The sequence below is a fragment of the Streptomyces goshikiensis genome (assembly GCF_014650555.1).
Lineage (GTDB): Bacteria > Actinomycetota > Actinomycetes > Streptomycetales > Streptomycetaceae > Streptomyces > Streptomyces goshikiensis.
Genome location: NZ_BMVE01000003.1, coordinates 1 through 14209 on the forward strand (window position 1 = coordinate 1; position 14209 = coordinate 14209).

General features: G+C 71.6%; 9 protein-coding genes. 8 read left to right on the forward strand and 1 reads right to left on the reverse strand.

The features are described from left to right. Positions 1-53 precede the first annotated feature (53 nt). The 7 genes from IE248_RS10130 (at position 54) to IE248_RS10160 (ending at position 11639) form a co-directional block, all read left to right on the forward strand. Positions 54-3047, forward strand: a complete 2994-nt coding sequence (locus tag IE248_RS10130) for a type I polyketide synthase (protein WP_229895287.1) — start codon at positions 54-56, stop codon at positions 3045-3047. Between the two features lie 106 nt (positions 3048-3153). Next, a complete protein-coding gene (locus tag IE248_RS10135) occupies positions 3154-7227 on the forward strand; it encodes a type I polyketide synthase (protein WP_190030527.1) in 4074 nt (1357 codons plus the stop codon). Between the two features lie 81 nt (positions 7228-7308). Next, entirely contained in the window at positions 7309-8532 is a 1224-nt protein-coding gene (locus tag IE248_RS10140) for a cytochrome P450 family protein (protein ID WP_190030528.1), read from the forward strand. Positions 8533-8575: 43 nt separating this feature from the next. Next, a complete protein-coding gene (locus tag IE248_RS10145) occupies positions 8576-9853 on the forward strand; it encodes an activator-dependent family glycosyltransferase (protein ID WP_190030529.1) in 1278 nt (425 codons plus the stop codon). 113 nt (positions 9854-9966) lie between these two features. Next, complete coding sequence (locus IE248_RS10150; protein WP_190030530.1) at positions 9967-10713, forward strand: 3-oxoacyl-ACP reductase family protein; 747 nt, start codon at positions 9967-9969, stop codon at positions 10711-10713. Positions 10714-10782: 69 nt separating this feature from the next. After that, complete coding sequence (locus IE248_RS10155; protein WP_190030531.1) at positions 10783-11199, forward strand: amidase domain-containing protein; 417 nt, start codon at positions 10783-10785, stop codon at positions 11197-11199. Continuing rightward, positions 11199-11639 (forward strand): hypothetical protein, encoded by a 441-nt coding sequence (locus tag IE248_RS10160; protein ID WP_190030532.1) that lies wholly within the window; start codon positions 11199-11201, stop codon positions 11637-11639. The genes IE248_RS10155 and IE248_RS10160 overlap by 1 nt, the downstream gene beginning before the upstream one ends. A gap of 712 nt (positions 11640-12351) precedes the next feature. Here the strand turns inward: IE248_RS10160 and IE248_RS10165 are convergent. After that, the gene (locus tag IE248_RS10165) at positions 12352-13281 is read right to left on the reverse strand and encodes a hypothetical protein (protein WP_190030533.1); all 930 of its coding nucleotides are present in this window, start codon (positions 13279-13281) and stop codon (positions 12352-12354) included. 303 nt (positions 13282-13584) lie between these two features. Here IE248_RS10165 and IE248_RS10170 point away from each other — a divergent pair, with 303 nt between their 5' ends. Then, a complete protein-coding gene (locus IE248_RS10170) occupies positions 13585-14196 on the forward strand; it encodes a hypothetical protein (protein ID WP_190030534.1) in 612 nt (203 codons plus the stop codon). Positions 14197-14209: the final 13 nt, after the last annotated feature.

Below are 14209 nucleotides of genomic sequence, written 5' to 3' on the forward strand. Positions count from 1 at the left end.
ACTGGCGGCTGGCAGATGTGCTGGGTGATGAGGCTGCGTTGGAGCGGGTGGAGGTGCTGCAGCCGGCCTCGTTTGCGGTGATGGTGTCGCTGGCGGAGTTGTGGCGGTCGTTGGGTGTGGTGCCGGATGCGGTGGTCGGGCATTCGCAGGGGGAGATCGCTGCCGCGGTGGTGGCGGGTGGCCTGTCGTTGGAGGACGGGGCCCGTGTCGTTGTGCTGCGTGCACGGTTGATCGGGCGTGAGCTGGCGGGCCATGGCGGGATGGCGTCGGTGGCGTTGCCAGTGGCGGTGGTGGAGGAGCGCCTGGCGCGGTGGGCTGGGCGTTTGGGTGTGGCGGTGGTCAACGGGCCGTCGGCCACTGTGGTCGCCGGTGACACGGACGCGGTGGCGGAGTTCGTGACCACATGTGAGGCGGAGGGTGTGCGGGCGCGGCGTCTGCCGGTGGACTATGCCTCGCACTCGGCGCATGTGGAGACACTGGCAGCCGAGCTGGAGGAGATCCTGGCCGACGTCCGTCCGGTGAACGGCGAGATCCCGTTCTACTCGACGGTAGAGGCTGGCCTCGTGGACACGGCGTCGTTGGATGCGGGGTACTGGTTCGGGAATCTGCGTCGGCCAGTGCGGTTCCAGGAAACGGTCGAGCGTCTCCTCGCTGACGGTTTCCCGGTGTTCGTGGAGGCCAGCGCGCACCCGGTGCTGACAGCTGCGGTCCAGGAGACAGCGGAATCCATGGGCCGGAAGGTATGTGCGGTCGGTTCCCTGCGTCGCGAGGAGGGGGGTCTGCGTCGTTTCCTGACCTCGGTGGCGGAGGCGTTCGTCCAGGGCGTCGACGTCACCTGGCCCGCCCTCTTCGACGACAGCGGCGCGCGTCTCGTCGACCTGCCCACCTACCCCTTCCAGCACCAGCGTTACTGGCTCGAGTCAAGCCCCTCCACGACGGTGACCGAGTCCGCCGCAGCGTCAGGAATCGAGAGCTGGCGTTACCGCGTGGCGTGGAAGGGCCTGTCGTTGCCGGAGCCGGTGCGTCTTGACGGCCGGTGGCTGCTCGTCGTGCCCGAGGACCTGGACGCGGACGGCACACGTGTCGCCCACGACGTCGAGCACGCCCTCACCACCCACGGCGCCACGGTCTCCCGCCTCACGGTCGACGTGACGGCGACGGACCGCACCGACCTGGCGGCGCGGCTCACCACCACCGCGGCCGAAGAGCAGGAACCCCTCGTGGGAATCCTCTCCCTCCTGGGCACCGATGAGCGGCAGCACCCGGATCATCCGGGCGTCGACCGTGCCACGGCAGGCACGATGCTGCTCGCGCAGGCGTGCGCGGATCTGGACGCGGACGTGGCCCGGGGGGTGGAGCCGAAGCTGTGGGTCGTGACCCGTGGGGCGGTCGCGGTGTCCCCCGCCGAGCGCCCGTCGTCAGCGGGCGCCCAGGTCTGGGGCCTGGGCCGCTGTGCGGCGCTCGAACTCCCCACCCGGTGGGGCGGGATGGTGGACCTTCCCCGGGCGGCGCGGGATACCGGACGGCAAGGGCGGCAGCTCGTCCGTGTGCTGTCGGAGACCAGTGCCGAGGACCAGGTGGCGCTGCGCGCGTCGGGCGCGTACGGCCGCAGGCTGCTGCCCGCCTCCAGCCCTTCCGCATCCGCCCGCCGGGCCGCGATGGGCGGCTACCAGCCGCGCGGCACGGTTCTGGTGACCGGCGGAACCGGATCCCTCGGAGGCCATCTGGCACGGTGGCTGGCCCGCAACGGCGCCGAGCACATCATTCTGGCCGGGCGGCGGGGCGAGGGCGCGCCAGGAGCCGCGGAACTGTCAGCGGAGATCAAGGAGCTGGGCGCGGAGGTGACCGTCGCGGCCTGCGACGTGGCAGATCGGAACGCGTTGCGGGACTTGCTGGATGCCCTGCCGGCCGGGCAGCCGCTGTCGGCGGTGTTCCACGCTGCCGGTGTCCCGCACTCGGCGCCGCTCGCCGAGACGGATGTGGCAGGGCTCGCCGCCGTAGTCTCGGGCAAGGTCGTCGGGGCGCGGCATCTGCACGACCTCACCAGGGAGAAGGAGCTGGACGCGTTCGTGCTGTACGCGTCGGGAGCGGGCGTGTGGGGGAGTGGCGGGCAGAGCGCATACGGAGCCGCCAACGCCGCACTGGACGCGCTGGCCGAACAGCGCCGGGCGGAGGGACTGACCGCCACATCGGTCTCCTGGGGGCTGTGGGACGGCGGAGGCATGGCCGGCGAGCAGGGCGAGGAATTCCTCACCGCCCTCGGTCTGCGGGCGATGGAGCCCGAGTCGGCCGTCGCCGCCCTGGGCGAGGCACTGGACCGGGGAGACACCTGTGTGAGCGTGGTCGACGTCGACTGGTCCCGGTTCGCCCAGTCGTTCACCGCTTTCCGGCCCAGCCCGCTGATCGCGGACCTGCCCGGGGTGCGTACCGCGCCGGACGGACCGGCGGGCGGACCGTCGGAGGGCCTCTCGGGCGGCGCACGGCCCGGCGGCGCAGCCGACCATGGAGTGCTGGCACGGCTCGCCCGGGCCACGGGCGACGACCGGCGGGAGATCCTGCTCGATCTCGTACGCCGCCACGCCGCCGCCGTCCTCGGTCACCCGGGGCCGCAGCACATCGAGCCCGACGCCGGGTTCCGAACGCTGGGGTTCAGCTCGGTCACCGCCGTGGAACTGGCGAACAAGCTCGGTGCGACCGTGGGCACCAAGATCCCCGCCACCTTCGCGTTCGACCACCCCAACGCCCGTGCCGCGGCAGCCCGCCTCGACGTCCTGCTGGCGGTGCCGAGCGACGAGGCCACGCGGGAGGCGGAGATCCGGCAGGCACTGCAGAACGTGCCGCTGGCCCGGCTGCGGGCCGCGGGCCTCCTCGACGGTCTGCTCGAACTCGCCGGACTGGAAGCGGAGTCCGGCGGCCGGGCCGACCTGTCGGGCGGCGAGCCGCATCGCGGCGCGGCCACGCCGGACGAGGAGTCCGCCCTGGCGGAAGTCGACGGTCTGGACGCCGAAGCACTGGTCGACCTCGTCCTCAACCAGTCCGACTCCTGACCGCTGCGGGCGCCGCCGGGGCCCGCCGTTCCGTCGCCGCCTTCGGCCGCACGAACCACACAGACCTGACCGGGCCACGGCCCGGAGCTCAGCAAGGAGACCACTCATGGCTCTGTCCCAAGAGAAGGTGCTAGAGGCACTGCGCACCTCCGTCAAGGACGCCGAACGGCTGCGCAAGCGCAACCGCGAACTCCTCGCGGCCCGTCACGAGCCCATCGCGATCGTCGGCATGGCCTGCCGCTATCCCGGAGGGGTCCGTTCGCCCGAGGACCTCTGGGAACTCGTCGTGTCGGGGACCGACGCGGTGGGTCCCTTCCCCGAGGACCGGGGCTGGGACGTGGAGCGGATCTACGACCTGGACCCGTCAGTCCCGGGCACGACCTACTGCCGCGAGGGCGGATTCCTGTACGACGCGGGAGACTTCGACGCGGCGTTCTTCGGGATAGGACCGCGCGAGGCCACCGTGATGGACCCGCAGCAGCGCCAGCTCCTGGAGGCGTCCTGGGAAGCCCTGGAGCAGGCCCGGCTGGACCCGCGCGCGCTGCGCGGCAGCCAGGGCGGTGTGTTCGTCGGCGCGGCGAACCAGGGCTACGTGCCGGGCGACGCGGCCGCGTCGGGACGTCTGCCGGAGGGGGCCGACGGTTACCTGCTCACCGGCAATGCCGACGCGGTCCTGTCGGGCCGGATCAGCTACTTCCTGGGCCTGGAAGGCCCGTCCATGACCGTCGAGACGGCCTGCTCCTCCTCGCTGGTGGCACTGCACCTGGCGGTGCAGGCGCTGCGCCGCGAGGAGTGCGAGTTCGCCCTGGCGGGCGGAGTCGCCGTGCTCGCCAACCCGGCCGCCTACGTGGAGTTCGCCCGGCAGCGGGGGCTCGCCCCGGACGGGCGCTGCAAGGCGTTCGACGACGCGGCGGACGGTACGGGCTGGGCCGAGGGCGTGGGTGTCCTGGTGGTGGAGAGGCTGTCGGACGCGGTACGCAAGGGGCATCGGGTCCTCGCCGTCGTGCGGGGTACGGCGGTGAATCAGGACGGTGCCAGCAGCGGTCTGTCCGTGCCCAATGGGCCCTCCCAGCAGCGGGTCATCCGCCGCGCGCTGGCCGACGCCCGGCTGAAGGCCGGCCAGATCGATGCGGTGGAGGCGCACGGCACCGGTACCCGGCTGGGCGACCCCATCGAGGCACAGGCCCTGCTGCACGCGTACGGTGAGGAGAGGAGCCCCGAACGCCCCTTGTGGGTGGGGTCGTTGAAGTCGAATTTCGGTCACGCGCAGGCGGCAGCCGGAGTGGGCGGCGTCATCAAGACGGTGATGGCGCTGCGGCACGGTGTGCTTCCCCGCACGCTGCATGTGAAGAGCCCGACGCGGCACGTCGACTGGGGCGACGGGCAGGTGCGGCTGCTGACCGAGACGGTGCCGTGGCCGCGGACCGGCGCCCCCCGGCGGGCAGGAGTCTCGGCCTTCGGCGTGAGCGGCACCAACGGTCACGTCATCCTCGAAGAGGCGCCGCCCGCACAGCTCGAAGAGGAGCGGCCGGCCGTGGCGGGGCGGCCGGGCCTGGTCCCGTGGACGCTGTCCGGCCGTACGGGGCCAGCGCTGCGCGAGCAGGCCGCGCGCCTGGCAGCACACCTGGAACAGCACCCGGGCCTCGACCCGCTGGACGTCGGGTTCTCGCTCGCCATGACCCGTACCCACTTCGAGCACCGGACCGTGCTGCTCGCGAATGCCTCCGCCGAGGGCGGATCCCGTGCCGAAACGCTCGGGGCGCTGAAGGCGATGGCGGAAGACCGCGACCCGGGCGGGGCGGTGCGGGACACCGTGCAGGGCGAAGGGCGTACCGCCTTCCTGTTCAGCGGGCAGGGCAGTCAGCGACCCGGCATGGCGCAGCAGCTGTACGCGCAGTACCCGGCGTTCGCACGGGAGCTGGACACGATCGCGGAGCATCTGGACGCCCATCTGGACCGGCCGTTGTCGACGGTGATGTTCGCGGAGGCCGGTTCGCCGGAGGCCGCGCTGCTCGACGGCACGCACTACGCCCAGGCCGCCCTGTTCGCCGTAGAGGTCGCGTTGTTCCGGCTCCTCGAAGGCTGGGGGCTGCGCCCCGACGTGCTTCTGGGGCACTCCGTGGGCGAGCTGGCCGCGGCCCACGTGGCCGGGGTGTTCGGGCTGGCGGACGCCTGCGCACTGGTCGCCGCCCGCGGCCGGCTCATGCAGGAACTGCCGGCCGGCGGCGCGATGCTCTCGGTCCGTGCCGCCGAGCACGAGGTGCGGGACCTGATCGCCGGACAGGAGGACCGCATCGCGGTGGCGGCCGTCAACGGGCCCCGCTCCATCGTCGTCTCCGGGGACGAGGACGCCGTCTCGGCGCTTGCCGAGGAGCTGACCGAGTACGGCGTGCGGACCAAGCGCCTGAACGTGAGCCACGCCTTCCACTCCCCTCGGCTGGACTCCATGCTGGAACCGTTCCGCCGGGTCGCGGACGCCGTGGAGTACCACGAGCCGACGTTCGACGTGATCAGCGGCCTGACCGGCCGCGCGGCCGAGGCCGGGGAACTCACCGCCGCCGACTACTGGGTCCGGCAGGCGAGGGAGACCGTCCGGTTCCACGACGGGGTGCGCGCCGCTCGCGCGCGCGGCGTCAGCACCTTCGTGGAGCTGGGGCCGGACGCCGTGCTCTGCGGCCTGGCCCTGGAGACCCTGGAGGAGGAGCCGGCCGGGGACACGTCCGCCGAGGTGCCCGGCCGGGCGCGGGCCGCGTTGGTGCCCGTGATGCGTCGGGAGCGGCCGGAGGGCAGTACCCTCCTGATGGCGCTCGCCACGGCCCACGCGCGCGGCGTGCAGGTGGACTGGTCCCGGTTCTACGCCGGCACCGGTGCCCGCCACACCACACTGCCCACCTATGCCTTCCAGCGCCAGCGGTTCTGGCTGGAGGCGGCGGCCCCCGTGCCCGCGAGGGACGCCGGGCCCGGCGCGCCCGCGGTGGGCGGGACGGCCGGACCGGCCGACGCGGAGGAGACCACCGGTTCGGCGGCCCGGCCCGCGCTGAGTGCGCAGGACCTGCTCATGCTGGTGCGGACACAAGCGGCGGCCGCACTCGGTCACGCCGAACTGGAAGACGTACCGGCCGACACCCCCTTCGGCGACATCGGTTTCGACTCGCTCGCCGCCATCGAACTGAGCGTCGCCCTGACCGGTGCCACCGGGCTGGAGGTGCCCTCCTCCCTCGTCTTCGAACACCCCACCCCCAGGGAACTGGCCGGGCACCTGGCAGCCGCCCTGACGGCCGCCGACAGCGACGGCACACCTGCCAAAGGCTCGGACACGGCCGGTGAGAGCAGCCTGGTGGCGATGTACCGGCGGGCCGTGCGGCTCGGCCGGGCCGAGCCGTTCATCGGCACACTCGCCGAACTCGCCGCCTTCCGGCCCGCCTTCGCCGCCGATCAGGTCCTCGCGGAAGGAGAAACCCTCGGGCAGGCGGCCGCCGCATGGCAGCCGGCTCCGGTACCCCTGGCCACCGCGGACGGTGCGGGACCGGAGCTGATCTGCTGCGCGGGCACGGCGGTGGCGTCGGGTCCGGAGGAGTTCACCGCACTGGCCGCGGCCCTGGACAACCGGCTGACCGTGTCGGCGCTGCGCCAGCCCGGCTTCCGCGCGGACGAGTTGCTGCCCGGCTCCTTGGACGGGCTGCTCGACGCCCAGGCGGACGCGGTGCTGCGGCACACCGGTGACAGGCCGTACGCCCTCCTCGGCCACTCGGCGGGCGGGGCGCTGGCACACGCGCTGACCTGCCGACTGGAGGAGCGCGGCGCGGGTCCCACGGCGCTGATCCTGGCGGACGTCTATCTCCCCAGCTCGCCGGGGGCGATGGGGGTGTGGCGCAACGAGATGCTCGACTGGGTCATGCAGCGTTCCGTGGTGTCGATCGACGACTCCCGGCTGACGGCGATGGGCGCCTACAACCGGATGCTCCTGGAGTGGGTGCCGAGGCCCACGAAGGCGCCGGTCCTGTTCCTGCGCGCGACGGAGCCGGTAGGGCAGTGGTCCGGGGAACCGGAGAGCTGGCGGGCACGCTGGGACGGCGGCGACCACACCGCCGTCGACGTGCCGGGCACCCACCTGACGCTGATGACCGAGCACGCCCGCCACCTCGCGGCGACCGTCCGCAGCTGGCTCGACACCCTGTGAACCGCCCCGGGGAGGGCTGCGCCGGGCGCCGGACGGCTGCTTCCCCCGTTTCCGTACACCGCGACACCTTGGAGGACTCCCGTGACAGCGCAGTGGACCATCCCGTCCGCACTCGGCCGCAGGCTTCAACGCACCTACGTGGGCTACTGGTTCGCAGGAACGCATGGAGACCCGTACGCGCTGATCCTGCGCGCCCAGCGGGACGACACCACCCCCTACGAGGAGGAGGTCCGCGCACGCGGACCGGTGTTCCGCAGCGAGGTGCTGGACACCTGGGTGATCGCGGACGGCGCCCTCGCCCGGTCCGTCCTGACCGACGCCCGCTTCGGAGCGCTGACCCGCGCGGGAGGACGGCACCGCGCGGAACTTCTCCCGCCGGCAGGCCCCGAGACCGGTCCGGCCCGGGCACGGGAGCACGGCGGCGTGTCGGCCGGCGCCGATCCGGCGGTGTCGGCTGTGTCGGCGCAGGACGAGGTGGCCGTTGAGGCCATCGCCGAGCAGGTGTCACGCACCCTCCTGGGCGGGCTCGGCGCCGGCTTCGATCTCGTCGCCGATTTCACGCGACGCCTGCCGGCGCAGGTCCTGGCGGAATTCCTGGGGCTGCCCGCGGCCCGGCGCGGCCGGTTCGAGGAACTGCTGGCCGGCTGTGCCCGCAGCCTCGACAGCCGGCTGTGCCCGCAGACTCTCGACATCACACGGACCGGCCTGGGGGCAGCGGCCGAGCTTCGGGACCTGCTCGCGCGCCACCTCGGCGACGGCGGACCACGGTCCGCTCAGGCGGCTCTCGCTCTGGCAGTCGAGGTGGCCGCACCCGCCGGTGCGCTCATCTGCAACACGTTCGAGGTGCTGGGCAGCTCTCCCGGGCAATGGGACGCCCTCTGCCGGAACCCGGACGAGGCCGACGCCGTCATCTCCGAGACCTGGTGGCGGCGGCCGCCGGTGCGGGTGGAAAGCAGGATCGCGCAGCAGGACGTCGAACTGGCCGGAGTACCGATCCCCGCAGACGGGCATGTGGCGATCCTCGTCGCCGCCGCCCAGCGCGACCCGGCGGTCACCCCAGGGCCGACGGAGAACGGCACCAGCGTCGCTCTGGGGCTCCTCGGCGAGGCGCACTCCACCTCTGCCGCCCGGACGGTCCGCGCCCTCTCCCGCGGTGCGCTGCGGGTGCTCGCGCAGGAGGCGCCGGACCTGCGGCCGAGCGGGACAGCGGTGCGTCTCAGGCGGGCGCCCGTCACGCTCGGCCACGCCCGCCTCCCCGTCGCCCGGACGGGATCCGGGGCACTGACCCACCCGGGTGCGGCATGAGCACCCGCGACGAACACCGACTGCCGAACGGGGAGACGAGCCGATGCGCGTCCTGATGACGTCGATCGCCCACAACACGCACTACTACCACCTGGTGCCGCTGGCCTGGGCCCTGAAAGCCGCGGGCCACGAGGTGCGAGTGGCCAGCCAGCCCCGCATCACCGACATCATCACCGGGTCCGGCCTCACCGCCGCACCGGTCGGTGACGACAAGGACATGATGGAGCTGTTCGCCGAGATCGGCGGAGACATCACTCCGTACCAGGAGGGACTGGACTTCGCCGAGGAGCGGCCCGAGGCACGGTCCTGGGAGCATCTGCTCGGCCAGCAGACCGTTCTGACCTCAATGTGCTTCGCGCCGCTCAACGGCGAGTCCACGATGGACGACATCGTCGCGCTGGCCCGCTCCTGGCAGCCGGACCTGGTGATCTGGGAAACCTTCACCTACGCGGGAGCGGTCGCCGCCCATGCCGTGGGCGCGGCGCACGCCCGCATCCTGTGGGGCCCCGATGTCATCGGTCAGGCCCGGGAACGGTTCCTGGAGGCCAAGGCAGAGCAGGCTCCCGAGCACCGGGAGGACCCGATGGCCGAGTGGCTCGGCTGGACCCTGGAGAGGCTGGGCCTCCCGGCGGCCGGAGACGGGCTGGAGGAGCTGCTGAACGGCCAGTGGGTCATCGACCCAGGCCCCAAGAGTGTGCGGCTCGACCTTCGCGAGCCGATCCTGCCCATGCGCTTCGTTCCCTACAACGGCCCTGCCGTCGTACCCGACTGGCTGTCCGAGCAGCCGAAGCGACCGCGCGTCTGCCTCACCCAGGGAGTGTCGGGGCGCGAGACCCACGGCAAGGACATCGTCCGCTTCCAGGACCTGCTCACGGCGCTGGGCGACCTCGACATCGAGATCGTCGCCACGCTGGACAGCACCCAGCGGGAGAACCTGACGGAAGTCCCCGACAACGTCCGGATCGTCGACTTCATCTCGATGGACGTGCTGCTGCCGAGTTGCGCCGCGATCATCTACCACGGTGGCGCCGGCACCTCGGCGACAGCCCTCCTGCACGGCGTTCCACAGATCGTCATCGGCGCGCACTGGGACGTGCCGGTCAGGGCCCGGCAACTCGACGAGCTGGGCGCCGGCATCTTCATCCGGCCCGAGGACCTGGACGCGGCCACACTGCGCGCGGCGGTTCGGCGAGTGCTCACCGAGCCTTCCCTCCAGCAGACCGCGGACCGGCTGCGGGCCGAGATGCGGTCCAACCCCACCCCCGCGGAGACCGTACCGGTGTTGGAGCGGCTCACCCGGAGCCACCGGCAGTCCCGCTGACCACCCGGCCGGTGCACGGTGCGGGACCGTGTGCCGGGGCACCACCGTCGCCGGCGGTCGTCGGACCGCCGTCCGGTCGTCTCCCGTAACCAACGGATGGAGCAGAGCAGCACATGGAATTCGAAGGTCAGGTCGCGCTCGTGACGGGGGCCGCCAAGGGCATCGGCCGTGCGACGGTCGTCCGGCTGGCGGAAGCCGGATGCGACATCGCGCTCAACTACCACAGCTCGAAGTCACAGGCTGAGGAAGCCGCCGAGCGCATCGCCGCACTGGGCCGCAAGGTCGAACTGTTCCCGGGTGACATCTCCCGCCCCGAGACCGCACGGCAGCTGGTGGCCGCGGTGCACCAGAAGTTCGACCGGATCGACATTCTGGTGAACAACGCGGGCATGGCGCGGGACAAGCTCCTGTTGACCATGGAGGCGGACGACATCCACCAGGTCATCGCCACCAACCTCGTCGGCCCGATGTTCCTCACCCAGGCCGTCGCACTCACCATGCTGCGTCAGCGTTCCGGACGCATCGTCAACATCACCTCCGCGGCCGCGAGCAAGCCCGGAAAAGGCCAGTCCAACTACGTCGCGTCCAAGGGCGGCCTGGAGGCGTTCACCAAGGCGATGGCGGTGGAACTCGGATCCCGTGGAATCCTCGTCAACGCGGTCGCTCCCGGCATCGTCAAGACCGATCTGACCGAGGCTCTCCGCGACGGGGCGCAGCCGGAACTCCTGGCCCGGCAGGTGATCGGGTCCTTCGCCGAGCCTGAGGCGGTGGCGGAGGCAGTGGCCTACCTGGCGAGCCCTCGCAACACGCACACGACGGGCACGGTCCTCACCGTCGACGGCGGCCTCAAGATGGTGTGAGCGCCACCGGACACAGGACCGCCGCCCTGGCGACGGCCAGGGCGGCAGAGGCGGGAGGAAGCGGGTGGCATGAGGAAGAAGATCGACCCGTGGACGGGGCTGATGGGCGACGACGCCTGGGGCCGCCAGAGCGGGACCGGTTGGGACTGGCTCGACCAGCACGCGTACCACTCCGAGTCATGGGCACGGGCCGAGGGACTGCAGAACTTCCTGCTGCGCCGCGGCAGCAAGGAGGTGCCGAGGACCGAGGCACAGCCCGGTGACATCGTCTTCTACGAGCAGGTGGCTCCCGGCACGGAAACCGCCCCCGGCGAGACCCACCACGCCGCCGTCGTAACCACGGTCACCCCGGACGGAGACATCAAGCTGACCCAGCACACGAGCTCGTTCCAGAACGTAAGTCTGGACAGCCGGGAACACATCGCGAACAGGAACGGGGGCGAGCAGCGCATCCGCATCGTCCGCCCGGAACCGGATTGGTACTGATGGCCACCACCTCGCCCTCACCCGCCGCGAGCGACGGCACGGTGCGCCCGCGTGCCGTCACGCCGGGCACCGTGACGGCGGCGCTGCTGGTGCCGCTGCTGACCGTGGCCGGTGTGGCCACCTCCCTGCACACGCAGGAGATCGAGCACGGGTGGGCCGACCGGCAGCGCGAAGCCTGCCGGCGCCTGCCCTTCCCGATGGCGGAGTACGTCGCGGGGTGGGCCGGTGTGGGCCTCGGCCTGGCGGCGGTGGCCGTGTGCGTGCTGCTCGCACGGCGGCTGCGCGGACGGTACGGCCGGCGGCTCGGGGAGAACTGGCCGGGTCTCGTCGCCGGTACCACTGTCTGGTTCAACGTTCTGGCGATCCCGATGGAACTGATCCAGCTGTACGTCGTCTACTCGGCCGCCGCGGCGGGGATCAACCTTGGCGACGGGTGCTGACGAGCTCGTGCACGGTGGGCGGGTGAGACGTCGGGGCCAGTGGCCTGTTGCCCGGCGTCAAGCTGAGGGCACGGGGAACGGCGGGGTGGTGCCTCATCGGACGCTGCCCGAGGGGATGGCAGCGGCCGGGAGCCGTGATTCTCAAGCTGCAACCGAGCCGGCCCGATCGAGGGGAAGATCTTCGAATCCCCATCCCGGCCATCACTCCGTTTCCTAGCCTGGTCTGGGGCGGTCACGGGCGAGGCAGCAAAGGTGTGAAGCGTGGCTGGGGGCGACTTGTCGGAGAGGGCCGACGGCCTTGCCGTGGTCCTTTCGATGTGCAGGTGCTCGCAGTCCTGAAGAAGGTGCCCATGCCATGGGCGAGTGACTTCGTCGCCATTCGGTGCGGGGCTCCTCGGGCGCCAACCTTTTGTTGACGCCGGAGGGTCCAATACGTTCCTGACCTGCACGAAAACGGATTTCTCGTGTTACGTTCTGCAACCGGATCGGGCGCAGCAATGAAGAGATCGTCCAAGCCCGCCAGGACTGGATGCAGGGCACCCGCTTCGGCTAGGCAAAGGGCTACGACGGCCCCCGATCCCCGTCCCCAACTCCCGCCGGCCCCCCTGAAGCCCCGCGGCCGGGTGCGCTGAACTGCTGGTTTGTTCAGAAGCCCGCTGGGTGCGGTGCTCGCACCCAGTCTTCCGGTTTTGGTCTGGCGATTGGCTGAAAGTCACCCACACCCGGGTGGGGTCGCGAGTCGCCCCCGCGTGGCGGCGACCATGCTGCGCTGCCCCGCCGCAGCGATCTCGGTCTGCGGCCGCCTCCTCAGGGAGCGCAACGGCCGCAGCCAGCGTTGACGGGCCCATCCCGGTCCGTTGCGCAGCTCGGCGTAGCGGACGACTGCGTTGGGGGTCATCGTTCGGATCCACATCGGTCTTCCGACCATGATGCGTTCGGCGCCGGCCGAATCGCCTTCGAGGTTCCACCGCGTGGGATCGAGTACGACGTCGGTGTAGATCTCGGCGACGAACTCACAGTGTCCCGCGTGGCCGATGGTGAAGCCGCGGGTCTCAGGGTGGTCCGTGTGGCCGGTGGTGCCAGAGAATCCCTGGTCCAAAGCGATCTTCAATGCCTCTACGGATCGGGACTGCGGGTCGTCCCATTGGGAGGTGTTCTGCCTTCCCCTGGTGCGCAGCAGCTCTTCGACCGCCGGCGCCGCTGAGGAGGTCCAGCCGTCGGCGAAGCCGTCGCTCGGCCCGAAGCCGCGTAGGTTGTCCTTGCTTCCGAAGAGGCAGATGTCGACGCGCTGGCCGTGCACATTTCGCAGCCGAGTGTGCATGACTACGGCTTCCCGGGTGTGCCATGCGGCGAACTCGGCGAACTCGACTTTGCCGACACCCTTGACGTAGGAGGCCGCGGGTTCCTGGTCCAGGCTTTCCGTCGCCGCGGTACCGAGGTGACTCTCAATCCGGCGCGCCTCTTCCAGGCGGTTCCGCGTCACACGCTGTCGGGGCCCGATGCCTCCTTGGAGGCCGATGAACGAGAGGCCGAGGGTCCAGGTTTGCCGTCCGGTGAGCTCGATGCCGTTCTCTTCGGCAACTTGTCGGACTGCTCGATCCGACCAGTAGACGTATCGGCCGACCTCGTTGCTGGCTGCCATCCGACCTCGAATTCGTTGGTGCCCCCGTATGCCGGAGTGGGGTCATGCTGGCACGGCAGCACCGGTGCCTGGCGTGGTCGGCGGGTTCCCGCACGGGACAGCCTCCGACCTGCTAGGGAGTCAGGGTTGGCAGTGCCGTGATACCGGTGCATGCGCCGAATCCTGCCTGGAGGGCGGTGTTGGGGCTTAGGGTCGTGGTGACCGGGTGCTTGGTCCGGCGCTTTGGAAGGGCTGTCAGGATCCGTGACGTCGTCAACCGCCGCTGACCATGGGATCGCGCTTACCGAGCGCGTCATCTCCGCTGTGGAGGCTGACCCGCAGCGGCTCGTCCTCGACTACGACCGGTTCGTGGGGCCGTGGGTCGAGGGGGAGGCGGAGCCGGTGCCCGGCGAGGTGCTTGACGGGGCGGTCTTCCCCAGCGGGCGGCCGCTGCCGCCCAGCCTGCGGCGTTGGCTGGCGTACGACAGCAGCCTGCTGCGCCGCTCCGGCTGGTTCCGGCCGGCCGAGGAGTCGGTTCGGTCCTGGGAGTTCGCGCCCCTGCCGCTCGGCGAGCTGGCCGTGGTGGCGCTCGGCGAGGGCTGGGGCGCGCCGTTCGGGGCGCTGTCGGAGCGCTTCGACGAGTGCTCCCTGCTGCCCGGCGGATCGGACTCCCGGCGCGTGCTGGCCACGGGCGAACCCGACGCGTACGGCGAGTACCCGGTGTTCGCGCTCGACGTGGACGACCTGCCGTGCATCGAGTTGATGTACCCGGGGCTGGACGTCTACCTGGCGGACACCGCCGGGGTGATCGGCCGTTCGGGGAACGGCTATTCCGCGCTGGCCGGGGATCCGCGCTACAGCCGGCGGATGCTCACCCAAGCGCGGCGCTACCTGGCGGGTGAGCTGCACGAACTCTGCCTGGACTGGCCGGAGTAGGGCGGTAGAGCGG